The organism is Cryobacterium sp. MP_M3 (genome assembly GCF_015752155.1).
Lineage (GTDB): Bacteria > Actinomycetota > Actinomycetes > Actinomycetales > Microbacteriaceae > Cryobacterium.
This window is the reverse complement of sequence record NZ_JADOVI010000001.1, coordinates 57,898-74,160: the sequence shown is the minus strand read 5'-3', so window position 1 is coordinate 74,160 and position 16,263 is coordinate 57,898. Positions and strand designations below refer to the sequence as shown.

General features: G+C 71.9%; 15 protein-coding genes. 8 read left to right on the top strand and 7 right to left on the bottom strand.

Annotated features, from left to right (window positions below):
* Positions 1-194 precede the first annotated feature (194 nt).
* The 5 genes from IWX89_RS00285 (at position 195) to IWX89_RS00265 (ending at position 6,296) form a co-directional block, all read left to right on the top strand.
* A complete protein-coding gene (locus IWX89_RS00285) occupies positions 195-1,214 on the top strand; it encodes a putative F420-0 ABC transporter substrate-binding protein (protein WP_196901608.1) in 1,020 nt (339 codons plus the stop codon).
* Positions 1,215-1,226: 12 nt separating this feature from the next.
* Complete coding sequence (locus tag IWX89_RS00280; RefSeq protein WP_196901607.1) at positions 1,227-2,297, top strand: putative F420-0 ABC transporter permease subunit; 1,071 nt, start codon at positions 1,227-1,229, stop codon at positions 2,295-2,297.
* The gene (locus IWX89_RS00275) at positions 2,288-3,088 is read left to right on the top strand and encodes an ABC transporter ATP-binding protein (protein WP_196901606.1); all 801 of its coding nucleotides are present in this window, start codon (positions 2,288-2,290) and stop codon (positions 3,086-3,088) included. Before IWX89_RS00280 ends, IWX89_RS00275 begins: the two co-directional genes overlap by 10 nt.
* Entirely contained in the window at positions 3,085-4,095 is a 1,011-nt protein-coding gene (gene cofD / locus IWX89_RS00270) for a 2-phospho-L-lactate transferase (RefSeq protein ID WP_196901605.1), read from the top strand. Before IWX89_RS00275 ends, cofD begins: the two co-directional genes overlap by 4 nt.
* Positions 4,096-4,202: 107 nt before the next feature.
* Positions 4,203-6,296 carry a fructose-specific PTS transporter subunit EIIC gene (locus tag IWX89_RS00265; protein WP_196901604.1) on the top strand — a complete coding sequence of 698 codons (2,094 nt, stop codon included), beginning with the start codon at positions 4,203-4,205 and terminating at the stop codon, positions 6,294-6,296.
* A 207-nt stretch (positions 6,297-6,503) separates the two neighbouring features.
* On the opposite strand, the gene cofC is transcribed toward IWX89_RS00265, so the two are convergent.
* Genes cofC through IWX89_RS00245 form a run of 4 tightly spaced genes read right to left on the bottom strand, consistent with a single transcriptional unit; the run spans position 6,504 to position 9,953 of the window.
* On the bottom strand, positions 6,504-7,208 hold the full coding sequence (gene cofC, locus IWX89_RS00260) for a 2-phospho-L-lactate guanylyltransferase (protein ID WP_196901603.1): 705 nt from the start codon (positions 7,206-7,208) through the stop codon (positions 6,504-6,506).
* Positions 7,209-7,249: 41 nt separating this feature from the next.
* On the bottom strand, positions 7,250-8,029 hold the full coding sequence (locus IWX89_RS00255) for an alpha/beta fold hydrolase (RefSeq protein WP_196901602.1): 780 nt from the start codon (positions 8,027-8,029) through the stop codon (positions 7,250-7,252).
* A gap of 44 nt (positions 8,030-8,073) precedes the next feature.
* Positions 8,074-8,931, bottom strand: a complete 858-nt coding sequence (locus IWX89_RS00250; RefSeq protein WP_196902080.1) for a coenzyme F420-0:L-glutamate ligase — start codon at positions 8,929-8,931, stop codon at positions 8,074-8,076.
* 20 nt (positions 8,932-8,951) lie between these two features.
* Positions 8,952-9,953, bottom strand: a complete 1,002-nt coding sequence (locus IWX89_RS00245; RefSeq protein WP_196901601.1) for a TIGR03557 family F420-dependent LLM class oxidoreductase — start codon at positions 9,951-9,953, stop codon at positions 8,952-8,954.
* 101 nt (positions 9,954-10,054) lie between these two features.
* Between IWX89_RS00245 and IWX89_RS00240 the strand changes: the two genes are divergently transcribed.
* Together IWX89_RS00240 and IWX89_RS00235 are read left to right on the top strand one after the other, a co-directional pair.
* Positions 10,055-10,891 carry an exodeoxyribonuclease III gene (locus IWX89_RS00240; RefSeq protein ID WP_196901600.1) on the top strand — a complete coding sequence of 279 codons (837 nt, stop codon included), beginning with the start codon at positions 10,055-10,057 and terminating at the stop codon, positions 10,889-10,891.
* Positions 10,892-10,969: 78 nt separating this feature from the next.
* Positions 10,970-11,605 carry an antibiotic biosynthesis monooxygenase gene (locus IWX89_RS00235; protein ID WP_196901599.1) on the top strand — a complete coding sequence of 212 codons (636 nt, stop codon included), beginning with the start codon at positions 10,970-10,972 and terminating at the stop codon, positions 11,603-11,605.
* A 172-nt stretch (positions 11,606-11,777) separates the two neighbouring features.
* Here IWX89_RS00235 and IWX89_RS00230 read toward each other — a convergent pair whose 3' ends face one another.
* On the bottom strand, positions 11,778-12,707 hold the full coding sequence (locus IWX89_RS00230) for an AEC family transporter (RefSeq protein ID WP_196901598.1): 930 nt from the start codon (positions 12,705-12,707) through the stop codon (positions 11,778-11,780).
* An 84-nt stretch (positions 12,708-12,791) separates the two neighbouring features.
* Between IWX89_RS00230 and IWX89_RS00225 the strand changes: the two genes are divergently transcribed.
* Positions 12,792-13,607: an alpha/beta fold hydrolase gene (locus IWX89_RS00225; protein WP_196901597.1), complete on the top strand. Its 816-nt coding sequence runs from the start codon at positions 12,792-12,794 to the stop codon at positions 13,605-13,607.
* Between the two features lie 47 nt (positions 13,608-13,654).
* On the opposite strand, the gene IWX89_RS00220 is transcribed toward IWX89_RS00225, so the two are convergent.
* Together IWX89_RS00220 and IWX89_RS00215 are read right to left on the bottom strand one after the other, a co-directional pair.
* Positions 13,655-15,316: an ABC transporter permease subunit gene (locus tag IWX89_RS00220; RefSeq protein WP_196901596.1), complete on the bottom strand. Its 1,662-nt coding sequence runs from the start codon at positions 15,314-15,316 to the stop codon at positions 13,655-13,657.
* Positions 15,264-16,217, bottom strand: a complete 954-nt coding sequence (locus tag IWX89_RS00215) for an ABC transporter ATP-binding protein (RefSeq protein WP_196901595.1) — start codon at positions 16,215-16,217, stop codon at positions 15,264-15,266. Before IWX89_RS00215 ends, IWX89_RS00220 begins: the two co-directional genes overlap by 53 nt.
* Positions 16,218-16,263: the final 46 nt, after the last annotated feature.

Below are 16,263 nucleotides of genomic sequence, written 5' to 3'. Positions count from 1 at the left end.
GTGCCAACCCTGACTTGGGCGGCAGGTCCCCACACACATTCACTCCCCACCCTTGCCGCGCCCCGCGGCTCCCCCCGCTCCGCCGCCCCCCCCTGGCCGCGAGAGTGCAGTTTTCGCCCCTTCAGCACTTCCCTGAGGGCGAAAAGTGCACTCTCGCGGAAGAGAGCGGGCGGTTTTCCCCACGTGAGGTTGTCATGAACCGTCGAAGTATTCTCCTTTCCGTCGCGGGCGCGGCATCCGTCGCCCTGATGCTGGGCGGATGCGCCGGAGCCGGCGGCGCCGCGGGCGGGGCGACCCCCGGGAGCGGCGCGACCGAAGCCCCGGCGGGGTACCCCGTCACGCTCGACAACTGCGGCACCGCCGTGACCGTGGCCGCGGCGCCCCAGCGCGTCGTGACGATCAAGTCGTCCACCACCGAGCTGCTGCTCGCGCTCGGCCTCGGCGACCGCATCGTCGGCTCGGCGTTCCTCGACGGCCCGCTGCCGGCATCCCTGGCCGCGGCCGGGAAGGGCCTCAACGTGGTCAGCGACTTCGTGCCCGGCCAGGAGGCCGTGCTGGACCTCACGCCCGACTTCGTCTACGGCGGCTGGGAGTCCAACTTCACGGCCGACGGCGTCGGCGAGCGCGGCCAGCTGGAGGGCCTCGGCATCGGCAGCTACGTCTCCCCCGCCGCGTGCAAGGGCGCCGGTTACATGCCCGACCCGCTGACGTTCGACTCCGTGTTCGCGGAGATCGCCGAGGCCGGCGCCATCTTCGGCCGGGCGGATGCCGCGGACAAGCTCGTGAAGACGCAGGAGAAGGCGCTGGCCGCCCTTGCCCCCGCCGATGCGAAGACCACGGCACTCTGGTATTCCAGCGGCACCGACAGCCCCTACGTCGGCGCCGGGATCGGCTCGCCCGCCATGATCATGAAGGCCGCCGGCCTGACCAATGTGTTCGCCGACGTGCACGACACCTGGACCTCGGTGGGCTGGGAATCCGTCATCGCCGCGAACCCGAGCGTGATCGTGCTCGTCGACGCCACCTGGAACACCGCGGCGTCGAAGATCGCCACGCTCGAGTCGAACCCGGCGACCCAGGGGCTGGATGCGGTGAAGAACAAGCGCTACATCGTGCTGCCGTTCGCGGCCACCGAGGCCGGCATCCGCAACGTGGAGGCCGCCGGGTCGGCCATCGACCAGCTGGCCGCGCTCGACAAGCAGAAGTCCAAGTAGCCGGGAGACCGCATGACAGGGGACACCGTGACGGCGGGCGAGCGGACGGACGGCGGACGGGCGGCGGCGCGCGGGCGCTACCTCGGCCTCGTCGCGGCGTCGGTGCTGGCGCTGCTGCTCGTCTGCACCGCGGCCGTCGCCGTCGGCCCGGCCGACGTGGGGCTTTCCGACGTGCTCGCGAGCGTCGGCCGCCACCTGGGCCTGCCCGGAATGACGGATGTCCCGCCGCTGACCGACTCCATCGTCTGGCAGCTGCGCCTGCCGCGAGTGCTGACCGCGGCCGCGGTCGGCGCGGGGCTCGCGCTCTCCGGGGCCGTCATGCAGAGCGTCACCCGCAACCCGCTCGCCGACCCCTACCTGCTCGGCCTGTCCAGCGGGGCGTCGCTCGGCGCGGTCTGCGTCGTCATCCTCGGCGTCGCCTTCGCCCTGCCGGCCGCGGCGTTCCTCGGCGCACTGGCCGCCCTGGTCGCCACCCTGAGCATCGCCAGGGTCGGCGGCACGATCACCCCTGGCCGGGCGGTGCTCTCCGGACTCGCGATCGCCCAGCTCGGCGCGGCCGGGACATCCTTCGTCATCTTCTGGTCGGCCAAGGGCGACTCCTACCGGGAGATCCTCAACTGGCTGCTGGGCTCCCTGGCCGGCAGCTCCTGGACCAGCGTGCTCATCTCCGGCAGCGCGCTCGTGGTCGTGGGCACCGGGATCGTGCTCTCGGCCACCCGGCTGGACGCGTTCGCGTTCGGCGACACGGCCGCAGCCTCCCTCGGCATCAACGTCAACGCCACCCGGTGGGCGCTGCTCGGCGCGGTCGCCCTGCTCACCGGGGCCATGGTCGCCGTGAGCGGCGCGATCGGTTTCGTCGGGCTGATCCTGCCGCACCTCGTGCGCGGGCTGAGCGGGCCGGGCCACCGTCGGCTGCTGCCGCTGACCGTGATCTTCGGCGCGCTCTTCCTCGTCGTGGCCGACACCCTCGCCCGCACCGTCTTCGACCCGCGTGAACTGCCCGTCGGCATCATCACCGCGCTCATCGGGGTGCCCGTCTTCATCGTGCTGATCAAGAGCCGGAGGGCCGCGGCATGGGCGTGAAACTCGACCGGGTGTCGTTCCGGATCGGCGGCACGACCATCCTCGACGACGTCTCGGCGCAGCTGGCGACCGGCTCGGTGACCGGCCTGCTCGGCCCCAATGGCGCCGGCAAGTCCACCCTGCTCCGGCTGATCGCCGGCCTCGACACCCCGGCGGGCGGCGAGGTCGAACTCGACGGCACCGCCCTGCACGGCCTCACCCGACGGGAGACGGCGCGGCGGGTGGCCCTGCTCGAGCAGAGCGCGGCGCCGAGCGTCGACCTGTCGGTGCGCGAGGTCGTGCTGCTCGGCCGGATCCCGCACCGGAGCCGGCTGTTCGGCGACTTCGGCGGCGACGACGACCACCGGGTGGCCGAGGAATCGCTCGCCATGGTCGGCGGCGGCGCGCTGGCCGCGCGGCGCTGGCACACCCTCAGCGGCGGGGAGCAGCAGCGGGTGCAGATCGCCCGGGCGCTCGCGCAGCGGCCGAGCCTGCTGCTGCTGGACGAGCCCACCAACCACCTCGACGTGAGCGCCCAGCTCGGCCTGCTCGGCCAGGTTCGCTCGCTCGGGCTGACCGCGATCATGGCCCTGCACGACCTCAACCTCGCGGCCGCGTACTGCGACCGGATCCTCCTGCTGCACCGCGGGCGGCTCGTCGCTGCCGGAACCCCCGCCGAGGTGCTCGTGCCCGAGACCATCGCCGAGGTCTACGGGGTGGACTGCGACATCGTCGCGCATCCCCGGGGCGGGCATCCGGTCATCGTGTTCTCCCCCAGTTCAAGCCTCGACCAGGAAACAGGCCCCGCATGAAGAACATCACCGTGCTCGCCGGCGGAATCGGCGGCGCCCGCTTCACCCGCGGCCTGCTGCACCACCTCGCCACGACCGCCCCTGAGACGGCGGTGACCGTGATCGTGAACACCGGCGACGACATGTGGCTCGACGGCCTGCGCATCTGCCCCGACCTCGACACCGTGATGTACACGCTCGGCGGCGGCATCAACGAGGAACAGGGCTGGGGCCGGCCGGAGGAGACCCGCCGAACCTCGGCCGAGATCGCCGCCTACGGGCGTGGCTGGTCCTGGTTCACCCTCGGCGACCTCGACCTGGCCACCCACATCGTGCGCAGCGACCTGCTCCGCGGCGGGGCCACCCTGAGTGAGGCGACCGAGTTCCTCTGCCGGCGCTGGCAGCCGGGCGCCCGGCTGCTGCCGATGAGCGACCAGCCCGTGGAGACCCACGTGCGGCTCGACGCGGCGATCGACGAGCACGAGGCCGGCGACCTGATCCACTTCGAGGAGTGGTGGGTGCGCTACCGCTCCCAGGTGGAGGTCACCGAGTTCGTGCAGGTCGGGCTCCCGCACGCCGCCCCCGCGCCCGGGGTGCTCGCCGCCCTCACGGAGGCCGACCTGGTCATCCTGCCGCCGTCGAACCCGGTCGTCTCGGTGGGCACGATCCTCGCCGTTCCGGGCATCCGCGAGGCGCTCCAGACAACCGCGGCGCCGGTCGTCGGCGTGTCGCCGATCATCGCCGGCTCGGCCGTGCGGGGTATGGCCGACGCGTGCCTGCGCACGATCGGCGTCGAGACCGCGGCCGAGGCCGTGGCACTGCACTACGGCTCCCGCGGCTCGGGGGGCGTGCTCGACGCCTGGCTGGTGGACGTGACGGATGCCGCGGCGCTGCCCGTGCTGGCGGCCGCCGGCGTCCGCTCGGCGGCCGTGCCGCTCTGGATGCGTGACGTGGCGTCGACCGCACGGATCGCGGCGGCCGCCCTGGACCTCGGCCGCTCCGTTCGCCCGGGCGGTCGGAGCACCTGATCGCCAGGCCCTCTTTCGGGGGTGATAAGCTTAGTTAAGCTTATGAAATTGGGCTGTGGTGTTCGCGGAGATTCCGGTCGGCCTCGCCCCGGAAGGACCACCCAGCCATGCCCGAACCCGTCACGCCCGCACTTCTCGCCGACGCGCCCCCGGCCCCACCGAGGCTCCTGATCCTCGGGATCACGGCATGCCCAACCGGCATCGCGCACACCTACATGGCAGCGGAGAAGCTGGAGAGCGCGGCGGCGGAGCTCGGCTACGAGATGAAGGTCGAGACGCACGGCTCGGTCGGCGTGGAGGGCACCTTCAGCCAGGACGACATCGATCGTGCGGACGCCGTGGTGATCGCCGCGGACACCAAGATCGACCGCTCGCGCTTCACGGGCAAGCGGATCGTGTCCGCCAGGGTGGCCGACGGCATCCATCACCCTGCCGCCCTGATCAGGGACGCCCTCGCCGCCGAGCCGTCCGCCGCAGTGCCGTCCGCCGCCGGTGACGGCCGGGATTCCGGAACCGCGAGCGCCGGCAGGGCGGACTTCGGGGGCACCCTGTATCGCGCCCTGATGAACGGCGTCTCCTACATGATCCCGTTCGTCGTGGTCGGCGGGCTGCTCATCGCGATCTCGCTCTCCCTGGGCGGCGAGGCGACCCCGAAGGGGCTCGTCATCCCCGAGGGCAGCTTCTGGCTGACGATCAACCAGATCGGCGTGCTCGGCTTCACCCTGATGGTGCCGATCCTCTCCGGGTTCATCGCCTACGCGATCGCCGACCGGCCCGGGCTCGCGCCGGGCATGATCTGCGGCTGGATCGCCACCACCGGCGCGTTCTACAACTCCGAGTCCGGCGCCGGCTTCATCGGCGGCATCATCACCGGTTTCCTGGTCGGCTTCGTCGCCCTCGGCATCAAGAAGATCCCCGTGCACCGCTTCATCCGGCCGATCATGCCGATCCTCGTGATCCCGGTGCTCACTACCGTGATCGTCGGCGGCGCCTTCGTGCTCGCCCTCGGCCAGCCGATCAGCTGGGTCTTCTCCAGCATGACCACGTTCCTCACCGGCCTGCAGGGCGGCAGCGTGATCGTGCTCGGCCTGATCCTCGGCGCCATGGTCGCCTTCGACATGGGCGGCCCGATCAACAAGACCGCGTTCCTGTTCGGCGGCGCCCTGATCGCGGCCGGCAACCCCGCCCCGATGGGCATGGTCGCCGCCGCGATCGCCGTTCCGCCGCTCGGGATGGGCCTGGCCACGCTGATCCGCGGCCGCTACTTCTCCAAGCCCGAGCGTGAGGCCGGCATCGCCGCCCTGTTCATGGGCTTCTTCGGCATCACCGAGGGTGCCATCCCGCTCGCGGCCGCCAAGCCGCTGCAGGTCATCCCGGCGAACATGATCGGCGGCGCCGTGGCCGGCGGCATCGCCGCCCTGTTCGGCGTCACCGACTCCGTGCCGCACGGCGGCCCGATCGTCGCCGTTTTCGGCGCCGTCTCCGGGGTGCCGATGTACTTTGCGGCGCTGCTGACCGGCGCCGTCGTCACCGCCCTCGTGTCGGTGCTGCTGCTCGGCATTTCCGCGCGCACGGCGGCCCGCCACGCTTCGGCGACCGCGCCTGCGTCTGCTGCGGTGTCTGTTGCGGATGCCTCCGGTCCGGTCTCCCCTGCCACCGGCCCGGACCGCTCGGCCGAGCTCGAGTCCGTTTCGGCGACCATGCCCCCGGCGAAGAAGACGGTGCTCGATTACATCGACGAACGTACGATCGTGCTCGACGTTGACGAGACCGACCGGGACACGCTGATCCGCAGCCTCGCCGGCCTGATGAGCACGACCGGCCGGGTCACCGACGAGGCTCTCGTCATCCAGGCGGCCTTCGCCCGCGAGGAACACGGCACGACGGGCATCGGCGACGGCATCGCGATCCCCCACGCCAAGTCCGACGGGGTCACCGCCCCGGTGCTCGCCTTCGCCCGCAGCAGGAACGGCATCGACTGGAATTCGACCGACGGCTCCCCGGCCACCCTGGTCTTCATGATCGCCGTTCCGGAGGCGGCGGCCGGCACCGAGCACCTCACCGTGCTCGCGCAGCTGTCCCGCGCCCTGATGAAACCCGCCTTCCGGGCCGCCCTCCAGGCCGCCGCGACCCCCACGGACGTGCTCGAGGCGCTGGCCGGGCAGGTCGGTGCGAAGAAGACGGTCCCCGCCGGGATCTGAGCCCGACCGCCCCGGGCGGATGCCGCCGCGCGCCGACGCGGCCGGCATCCGCCCGCCGCCCGCCGCGCGCTGCGCCGCGCGCCGCGCGCAGGCCGGGTCTGCTCACAGCGGTGAATCTCGCGCCGCGCCGCGATCCGCGCCCGGAAACACCGCGTGTCGCGAAAAACTCCATCCCGAAGCGTCAGCGCCCGGAGCAGGCGCCCTGCGTCAGCGCCCGATCGAAGCCGGGTCCCCGGCACGGAGGAGGCGCGTGTGCGCCCCGAGCCCGAGGCGCTCCGCGACGAGCAGGTCGGCGGCGGTGTCGACGTCGCTGCGGATGCCGGTGGCCGGCGGGATCTCCAGCGGCACGTGCCCGGCGGCCTCGTGCGCCGCCCGGGAGCCCGGCCCGAACCGGGGATCGACCGGCACCCCGGCGAGCGCGAGCAGGGTGGTCGTTCCGGTTCCGGCGGCGTCGGACACCATGGATCGCTGGTGTCCGGCGGCGAGCGCGAGGGCATGCTCGATGTCGGCGGGCGTGAGGGCGGGGAGGTCCCCGGTCAGTACCAGCTGGTTCGCCCGCGGGAACCGGGTGCTCGCCGCGGTCAGTCCCAGCCGGATCGCCGCGTTCATCGGGTCGGCCGGTGGCCGGGCACTCTCGCCGGCCCCCTCCCGGGCGGCCGCCTCCTTCGCGGGCACGTCCTCGGGCACGATCTCCGCCCCGAGGGCGGCGAGGCGCGCGGCGAGGCCGGCATCGGCGGTGACCACCAGGACCCGGTCGACGCCGCGCGCCGCCAGCACCGCCCCGACCGTGTCGAGGGCGAAGGCATCCGCCAGCCGGGGCCGGTCGGGCCGGTCGCCGAGCCGGCTCTTCGCGCCCGGGTTTCCCTTCACCGGGACGACGGCCACCCACTGCGCCGACTGCCCCGTTTCCATGCCCCGAAGTTTACCGTCGCGGGTCGGGTCGGCCCGAGCGCTCAACCCGAGCGCTCAACCCGGGCGAGCCATTCGGCGACGAGGGCGCGCAGGAGGGCCGGCTGCTCGTGGGGCAGCGCGTGTCCGGCGTCGTCCAGAACGGCCAGCGAGGCATGCGGGTAGTGATGGACGAGGTCGGCGGCGGCGGCATACCCCACCGTCGAATCCAGCCGGCCGGCCACGACCAGCGTCGGGCCGGGGTAGACCGGCGCGTGATCGGGGGTGAGCTCCCACCGTCCTCCGATGCGTTCGAGCGCCGCCTCGTCAACGAGAGCCGCGGCCGGCGCGACGTACCGGTCGTACCGGTCGAGCATCTCCGGGGTGTGGATCACGAAGTAGCTCCGGAAGGCCTCGTCACCGAACACCCCCGTTGCGACCGCGACCCGGTGCTCCGGGACCTCGCCGAGTCCTGGCAGCAGCGGGCAGACGAGTGCGAGCCCGCCCACCTGCGCCGGGTGCCTCGCCGCCATCGCCTGCGCGAAGTACGCACCCGCCGAGTGCCCGATGAGAAGGTACGGCGACCCGCCCGAGACGGCGCCCGCGAAACCGAGCAGCGTGTCCAGCACGTCATCCGCGCTGCGCATCGTTGCGGGCGCCCTGGTCCGGCCCATGCCGGGGAGGTCGGGATAGATCCGCCGCAGCCCTGCCGCGGCGCCGAGGGCCGGCTCGAAACACGCCTCGGCCTCGCGGTGGTCGACGCCCGCGCCGTGGAACACCAGCACGGGTCGACCGTCCCCGCGCTCCACGGAATGGACCATCACCTCGCCGACCTGGGTCTGCATGCCCGCACGCTAACGCACCTCCGGCGTCGCGACAACCTGCGGGATCAGCCGGGCATCGAGCCCGGATCCTCCGCGGGCGTCCCCGTCGAACCGAACGGGGCGAGACCACCGGCGGCGACACCGGCGGCGTATCCCGCGGCGTAGCCCTCCGCGAGGGCCTCCGCCGTGCCCAGCCGGAACATGTCGTTCTCACTCGGGCGCAGCAGCGCGGATGCGCCGCGCGCGGCATCCCGCACGGCCGTGTCCCCGGGGACCCGGGCATCGACCAGGCGGCCGAGCCCGCGCACGACGGCGACCGGGTTGCCGCTGGTCTTGCCCTTGACGAGGTCGGCCGCGCCGGCGATCTCGTCGGCGACGGCGGCGACGGTGACGTCGAGTTGCCGGCCGGAGGCATCCGTCGTGCCGCGCAGGTCGTCGAGCACCGCCACCCCGGCCGCGCCGATCGCGATGTCGGTCTGGCCCTCCCGCCACGGGCGGCCGACCGTGTCGGTGATCAGCACGCCGAGCCGCAGCCCGGTGCGCGCGCGGAGGGTGGCGCAGAGCGCCCGGGCGGAGGCATCCGGGTCGACGGGCAGCAGCAGCACCGTGTCGTCGGGGGTGTTGCTCGCGTCGACGCCGGCCGCGGCCATCACGAGCCCCTGCCGGTTCTCGACGATGCGGGTGACCCCGCCCGGGTAGACGCGGGTCGCGACGACGCGCACGGTCTCGTCGGTGATCGCCTGCTCCCGGTCGGTCGCGGCGACCTGACGCCCCTCGGCCTTGGACACGATTTTGCTGGTCACAGCGAGGATGTCACCGTCGGCCAGGCCGGCGTCCGGCGACTCGGCGGCGGCGAGGATGAGCGCGGCGAGGTCGTCACCGGCCCGCACCTCGCCGATGCCCGCGAGCACGAAGATGTGCATCCCGGTGGGGTCGGGCACCACTACCGCACGAGCTTCGGCAGCACGGAGGCGCCGAACACGTCGATCCACTGGCGCTGGTTGCGCCCCACATTGTGCAGGTAGATCCGGTCGAAGCCGAGGTCGACGAACTTCTGGATGTAGGCGCGGTGGTCGTCGGGGTCGGCCGAGATGATCATCCGTCCCTCGAAGTCCTCCGGGCGCACCAGCTTCGCCATCTGCTCGAACTCGAAAGGTGAACGGATGTCCCCCTTCGGGAACTTCATCCCGCCGTTCGGCCACTCGTGCAGCGCGTTCGTCATCGCCTCCTCGTCGGTCTCGGCCCAGCTCATGTGCAGTTGCAGCACCTTGGGCATGGTCGACGGGTCCTTGCCGGCGTCGCGGGCGCCGTCGTCGAACTTGCCGAACAGCATCGAGATCTTCTCCAGCGGGGCGCCGACCGTGATCAGGCCGTCGGCATGCCGCCCTGCGCGCTTGGCGGTGACCGGCCCGGCGGTCGCGACGAGGATCTCGGGCGCGACCTCCGGCATGGTCCAGAGCCGGGTCGACTCCAGCTTGAAGAACTGGCCGGAGTGCTTGACGTCCTTGCCGGCGATCGACGCGGTGAACAGCTTCGAGATGATCTCGATTGCCTCGAACATGCGGTTGATGCGTTCGGGGGCCTCCGGCCAGTAGCCGCCGACGATGTGCTCGTTGAGGGCCTCGCCGGAGCCGAGGCCGAGCCAGTGCCTTCCCGGGTACATCGACGCGAGCGTGGCCGAGGCCTGCGCGACCATCGCCGGGTGCCAGCGGAAGGTGGGCGCGGTGACGCCGGGGCCGAAGTCGCCCTTCGTGCGCTCGGCGACCGCGGCGAGCACGCTCCAGACGAACGACGACTGGCCCTGGGCGGGCACCCACGGCTGGAAGTGGTCCGCCGCCATCACGCCGGTGAAGCCGTGTTCCTCTGCGTAGGCCGAGAGTGCAACGGCCTCCGCCGGCGCGAACTGCTCCAGCATCGCCGCGTAGCCGATCTGCAAATCCGTCATGGGTCCACCCCTGCCTTCTGGTCGTGCGTCAATCCTGCCATTGCTGTCTCCGAGTATCCCCGTCCCGGGCGGCGCGGTGTCCGTCAAATAGGCTGGGGGGCATGCGCATCGCCACCTGGAACGTCAATTCGATCCGAGCCCGCGTCGACCGGGTGGTCGACTGGATGGTTCGCGAGGACATCGACGTGCTCGCGATGCAGGAGATCAAGTGCAAGCCGGAGCAGTTCCCGGCCCGCCAGTTCGAGGAGGCCGGCTACGAGCTGGCGATCCACGGCCTGAGCCAGTGGAACGGGGTCGCGTTCGCGAGCCGTCACGAGCTGACGGATGTCGCCACCGCCTTCCCCGGGATGCCCGGTTTTCAGAAGGGCGAGGAGGGTCCCGGCCTGCCGCTCGAGGCGCGCGCGCTCGGCGCCACCGTCGGCGACCTGCGCCTGTGGAGCCTGTACGTGCCGAACGGGCGGTCCCTCGACGACCCGCACTACGCCTACAAGCTGGACTGGCTGGCCCGGCTCGAGGAGCACGCGCGACAGGAACTCGCCGCGAATCCGCACCTCGCCCTGGCCCTGATGGGCGACTGGAACGTCGCCCCGCTGGACAGTGACGTGGGTGACCCCACCCTGGTCCCCGGGGTCTCCACGCACATTTCGCCGCCGGAGCGCGCCGCTTTCGAAGCCTTCGAAGGCGCGGGGCTGCACGACGTGGTGCGACCGCTGGTGCCGGAGGGCTTCACCTACTGGGACTACAAGCAGCTGCGTTTCCCGCGCAACGAGGGCCTGCGGATCGACTTCATCCTCGGCTCGCCGTCGTTCGCCGACCTGGTCACCGGGGCGAGCATCCACCGCAACGAACGTAAGGGCGACGCGCCCAGCGACCATGTTCCCGTCGTGGTGGAGCTGGCCCTCGACGGCGAGGGCGACGACCGCCCGATGATCTTCTAGGCGACCTCCCCGCCGCCCGCAACGAGCCGGAAACGAGACGGCAACGGCGGCGGCGCACGCAGCGGCGATACTGGAACCATGTCTTCCGTGCCCCCGGGGAACGCCGCCGGAGCGCCACAAGCGCGGCCCGCGTCCTCCGTCACCGTGTCCGTCACCCGCCGGGTCGAGCCCACCCGCATCCAGGACGCCACCCACTGGGCCCAACAGGGGATGGACCTCGCCAGCAGCTTCCCCGGGTTCCTCGGCTCCGGCTGGGTACGCGCCACCGCGGATTCGCTGAGCTGGCACATGCTCTACCGCTTCGCGAACTCCGAGCTGCTGGATGCCTGGGAGGGCTCCGAGGAGCGGGCGCACTGGCTGATCGACGGCCACGATCTCATCCTCGACGCCCGGGTGGAGAAGCGCACCGGCATCGAGGGCTGGTTCGACGCCCCTGCCTCCGACGATGACGACGCCGACACTGCGCCATCCTTCCAGCCGCCGCGGTGGAAGCAGGCCGTGAGCATCGGGCTGGGCTTCCTCCCGTCGAACCTGGCCTTCACCCTGCTCGCGACCTGGCTGATCCCCGGCTGGCACGACGTGGACATCCTGCCCAAGATCCTGGTGACGACACTCGTGATGGCCCCGACCATGACCTTCCTGGTGATGCCCTGGGTCACCCGGATGCTGCGGCCCTGGCTGACGCGTCGAAAGCCCACGCCCGCTGCCCGCTGATGCGCACTCCACTGCAGGAAGCCCGGTCCCGGACCGATGGCTGCACGGACCCCTCGTCCCCACCCGAGCGTCTGAAGCGTTCCGAATTCAGGTGTGAAACCCGGAACAGTGCGACGGATGCCCGCCGCGGCCCCGACCCCGGGCTGTTCTCCTGAATTCGGAACACGCTCATTCAGCGTGACGGAGCCAGCAGCGCCGCGATCAGCAGCAGGGCCGGTACCGAGGCCAGGGTCGTGACCAGCACGGTGTCCCGCGTCGCGGCGACGCCGCGGTCGTACCGGGCGGCGAAGTTGTAGATGTTCTGCGCGGTGGGCAGCGCCGAGATGGTGACAACCCCGAACAACTCCGCGGCGTCGAGCGCGAACACGAAGCGGCCGAACAGGTAAGCGACCAGGGGCACCACGGCCACCTTGATCACGGCGGCCACCACGACCCGGGTCCGGGCGGGGCCGGCCTTCAGCAGGCGCTCCCCGTGCAGCGACATCCCGAACGCGAGCAGCACCATCGGAATCGCCGCACCGCCGAGAAGCTCCAGCGGCGCCAGCACAGGGGCCGGCAGCCGTGCCCCCGAGAGTGAGACCAGCAGTCCGGCGGCGGAGGCGATGATCATCGGGTTGCGCAACGGCTGGGTCAGAATGGCGCGCACGGACATCCGCCCGCTGGTGGACACGTCGAGCACGGCGAGGATGAGCGGGGCGAGCACGAGCAGCTGGAGCAGGAGGATCGGGGCGACGAAACGGGCGCTGCCGAGCACGTAGCTGGCCACCGGCAGGCCGATGTTGTTCGCGTTGACGTAGCCCGACGACGCCGCGCCCAGCACGGTCTCGGCGACCGGAGTGTGGAAGAACAACCGGGACACCACGAGATACAGGCCGGCGCCGACCACAACGCTGCAGAGGCTGGTCAGGAGGAATGAGGAGAACAGCACCCGGGCATCCGCGTGCGAGAGCACCGTGAACAGCAGTGCCGGAGTGGCCACGAAGAAGGCGACCCGGTTGAGCACCCGCTGCGCGCCCGGGCCGGCAACTTCGAATCGCCCGATCAGGTAGCCGACCAGGATCACGAAACCGATGATCGAGAACCCCACCAGCACACCACCCATGCGACCGAGCCTACGGGGCGGTCGCCGATCGAATAGTCGCCCGGGTCCTTGCGGCCGGAGAAGCCGCCCGCCTACGCTCGAGCCATGCCCCATCTCACCGTTCCAGGCGCATCGCTGTACTACGAGACCGACGGGCATGCCTCGGCGCCCGCCCTGCTGCTGCTGCACGCCGGCATTGCGAATCTCCGGATGTGGGACCCGCAGATCGCCGCGCTGGCGGCCGGCCACTTCGTCATCCGTTTCGACAGCCGCGGCTTCGGCCAGACCAGCACCGAGGATGTCGCGTTCTCCAACCGCGCCGACGCCGTCGCCGTGCTCGACCATCTCGGGGTGGCGGCGGCCACCCTGATCGGCTGCTCCCGCGGCGGCTCGATCGCCATCGACCTGGCCCTGGAACACCCCGACCGGGTGACCGGGCTCGTCACGATCGGCTCTGGCCCCAGCGGTTTCCCGGAGGTGGAACTGACCGAAGCGGAGGACGCCCTCTTCGACGAACTCGACCTGGCGTTCGACGCGAAGGACTGGCACCGCCTGGCCCGGCTCGAGGTCGCGCTCTGGGCGATCGGGCCGCTCCGCACCGAAGCCGACCTCGACCCCGAGTTCCTGTCCACGGCCTACGCCCTCAACCGGGTGAACGTGGTGCACGCCGAGGAGAATCCGCTCCCCATCCCGCTGGAGCCGCCGGCGAGCAACCGGGTGGTCGACATCGAGGTGCCCGCACTGGTCACGGTCGGTGAATTCGACATCACCCCCGCGCTGGCGCAATACGAATACCTGCTGTCGACCCTGCCGCAGGTCACCGGCTGCACGTTCCGGAACACCGCCCACCTTCCCAGCGTGGAGCGGCCGGCGGAGTTCGAACGGGTGCTCCTGGCCTGGCTGGCCGAGAACGAACTGTAACGCGGCCAGTCGGCGCTGCGGTCAGTCGACCTGGTCAGGCGACCTGGTCAGTCGACCTTGGGGGTGCGTTCCGCGATGGCCGCCGCCAGCAGGGTTCCGCCGACGGCCAGGCCGAACAGCACCAGAACCCCCGCCAGGGGCGGCCATTCGAGGTAGGGGTGGCCGAAGGCGCTGAAGACCGAGAACCGGTTGGTCCAGTCCGGCCAGCCGAACAGCGGCACCAGGAACCCGAGCAGGTACGACGCCCCCACAAACACCGCCAGGCCGGTGACGGATGCCCCGCTCCGCAGCCCCGCGACGGCGACCGCCGCGACGGCGCCGAGCGCTGCCCCCAGCAGCAGGCAATCCGCGGCCAGGCGGGCCATCCCGCCGATGCTGAGCTCCACCCCGACCCCGGCCGCGCCGGCGGCGAGGCCGATCAGCGATCCGGCCGTGATCACGGCCACGCCGACGAGGAGGGCCAGCAACCGCTCGCCCACGAGCCGCGACCAGGACACGGGGGCCGCGAGGATGAACTCCACCCGACCCTGCGCACGGTCCGCCACCCACCTGGCCGACTGGCTGACCACGAAGGCGGCGATGATCCCGACGACCACCTCGGCCGAGAAGGAGAAGTACGCGGTCTCCGGTGTCGTCCCGGCGCCGCCGCCGGTGATGCCGCCGATGAAGTCGAACGCGTTCCAGGCATCCATCACCGCCGGCTGGAGCGCGGCCATCAGCACCGAGAACGCGGCCGCCGCGACGAACCAGGCCAGCAGCCCGAACCGGCCGCGCCACAGGTCGGCCGTCCAGACCGCGCCGGGCAGGTGCCGCCGCCGCGGGGCCAGATGCTCGGGCGGTGCCTGCCGCGGCATCCGGTGCCATAGCGGCGACCCGTAGTCGCGGTGGGCGTTGGCCCAGGCAGCGCCGGCCAGGAGAACGGCCGACAGCGCGACCAGCGCCCCGGGGGCCGGCAGGTCGAGGCCGTAGCCGGGCACGAGCGCGCGGGACGCGTTGGCGTAGAAGAACGGCGACAGGAAGCGCACGGCGCCGAACGCTCCGATCTCCTCCCAGACGTTCGTGGCCACGTAGAGCATGGTGAGGAGGATGGACGTGAGGCCGGCTGCCACCCCCGCCGAGGCTGTCAGCTGGGAGACGAGCAGGCCGAGGGAGTAGCCCACCATGGCGCAGAGCCCCGCGGCGGCCATGGTGATCAGCGAGCCGGCCAGGTCTGGTTCGCCGCCGGCCGCCATCGACAGGGCAACCCCGAGGCCGAGGCCGAGCGAGATGAGCGCGAGCGTCACCAGGAACCCGGTCGCGCGGTCCCGGATGACGGCGCCCCGGGACCAGCCGGTCGCGAGGACGACCTCGAGGGACTGCCGGTCCTCCGCGCCGCGAATCGCCCGGGCACCCTGCACGGCCGCGTAGATGGTGAGGAAGAAGGTGATCAGGGTGATGTTGTGGTGCGTGAGATAGCCGCCGAGGGTGTCGAGGCGTTCGGCTGGCCAGCGCAGGGGCCGCAGTGCCTCCGCCCCGGTCAGGATGCTCTCGGCGAGCGCCTGCGGCCCTCCCGGGAACCGGGACATCTCGCTCGCAACCGCGAGCCCCATCGCGTACATCGCGGCGGTGCCGCCGAGCACCCACGCCGTCGCGCTGACGCGCAGCGAGCGGATGCTGTCAGCGACCAGTGCCCACGGCCGGCGCCGGTAGCTTCGCGGGTTGAAACTCATCGAGGAACATCTCCTCGAGCGACAGTTCGCGGCTGTCCAGCTCCTGCACATCGGCCGTGCCGAGCCAGGCGAGCAGGGCGCCGACCGGCCCGTGGATCGTGCAGCTCACTCGGTCGCCCTCGACGCGCGGGTCGGTGACGCCGGGGATGGCGGCCAGTTCCGCCGGGTCGAGGGTGCCGCGCACGATGGCGTCGATCCGGTGCCGGCGCACGGTGCGCAGTTCCTCCAGGGAACCCGAGCGCAGCATCCGGCCCGCCCTGATCAGGCCGATCCTGGTGCAGACGAGCTCGACCTCGGCCAGCACGTGGGACGACAGCAGCACCGTGCCGCCCGCCGCGACGGCCTCCTCGACCAGCCGCCGGAACTCACGTTGCATCAGCGGGTCCAGGCCGAGGGTCGGTTCGTCCAGGAGCAGCAGTTCCGGCTCGTGCATGAACGCCTGGATCAGCCCCACCTTCTGCTTGTTGCCGTGCGAGAGGTCGGAGAATCGCCGGTCGAGATTCAATTCGAGTCGATCGGCGAGCAGCCGGATGCGTTCGGGATCGACGCCGCCGCGGAGCCCGGCCAGCAGCGCGATCACGTGGCCGGCGCTCACCCCGGGGAACTGCGGCAGCTCGCCGGGCAGGTAGCCGACCCGGCGCTTGATCGCCAGGCTGTCCCGGCGCGCGTCCAGGCCGAGCAGGGTGGCCCGCCCATGGTCGGGGCGCACCAGGTCCATCAGGAGCCGGAGCAGCGTGGTCTTGCCTGCCCCGTTCGGCCCGACCAGCCCGAACGCCTCTCCCTTCCGCACCGCCAGGTCGAGGTCGAAGACCCCGCGCCCCAGCCCGTAGTCCTTGGTCAGGCCGGCGCACTCGATGGCCACGTCGCCGCCGGCCGCCCCGATCCGGGTGTGATTCGGCACGATGGGCTCCCGCCGTCTTCGCCGTCCGGCACGACGAGGTGTTCGT

What these genes read in the sequence shown, in the direction of transcription:
- IWX89_RS00265 (WP_196901604.1), top strand. Translation starts at nt 4,203, where the DNA reads ATGCCCGAACCCGTCACGCCCGCACTTCTCGCCGACGCGCCCCCGGCC.
- IWX89_RS00275 (WP_196901606.1), top strand. Translation starts at nt 2,288, where the DNA reads ATGGGCGTGAAACTCGACCGGGTGTCGTTCCGGATCGGCGGCACGACC.
- IWX89_RS00235 (WP_196901599.1), top strand. Translation starts at nt 10,970, where the DNA reads ATGTCTTCCGTGCCCCCGGGGAACGCCGCCGGAGCGCCACAAGCGCGG.
- IWX89_RS00245 (WP_196901601.1), bottom strand. Translation starts at nt 9,953, where the DNA reads ATGACGGATTTGCAGATCGGCTACGCGGCGATGCTGGAGCAGTTCGCG.
- IWX89_RS00280 (WP_196901607.1), top strand. Translation starts at nt 1,227, where the DNA reads ATGACAGGGGACACCGTGACGGCGGGCGAGCGGACGGACGGCGGACGG.
- IWX89_RS00255 (WP_196901602.1), bottom strand. Translation starts at nt 8,029, where the DNA reads ATGCAGACCCAGGTCGGCGAGGTGATGGTCCATTCCGTGGAGCGCGGG.
- cofD (WP_196901605.1), top strand. Translation starts at nt 3,085, where the DNA reads ATGAAGAACATCACCGTGCTCGCCGGCGGAATCGGCGGCGCCCGCTTC.
- IWX89_RS00225 (WP_196901597.1), top strand. Translation starts at nt 12,792, where the DNA reads ATGCCCCATCTCACCGTTCCAGGCGCATCGCTGTACTACGAGACCGAC.
- cofC (WP_196901603.1), bottom strand. Translation starts at nt 7,208, where the DNA reads ATGGAAACGGGGCAGTCGGCGCAGTGGGTGGCCGTCGTCCCGGTGAAG.
- IWX89_RS00240 (WP_196901600.1), top strand. Translation starts at nt 10,055, where the DNA reads ATGCGCATCGCCACCTGGAACGTCAATTCGATCCGAGCCCGCGTCGAC.
- IWX89_RS00230 (WP_196901598.1), bottom strand. Translation starts at nt 12,707, where the DNA reads ATGGGTGGTGTGCTGGTGGGGTTCTCGATCATCGGTTTCGTGATCCTG.
- IWX89_RS00250 (WP_196902080.1), bottom strand. Translation starts at nt 8,931, where the DNA reads ATGCACATCTTCGTGCTCGCGGGCATCGGCGAGGTGCGGGCCGGTGAC.
- IWX89_RS00220 (WP_196901596.1), bottom strand. Translation starts at nt 15,316, where the DNA reads ATGAGTTTCAACCCGCGAAGCTACCGGCGCCGGCCGTGGGCACTGGTC.
- IWX89_RS00285 (WP_196901608.1), top strand. Translation starts at nt 195, where the DNA reads ATGAACCGTCGAAGTATTCTCCTTTCCGTCGCGGGCGCGGCATCCGTC.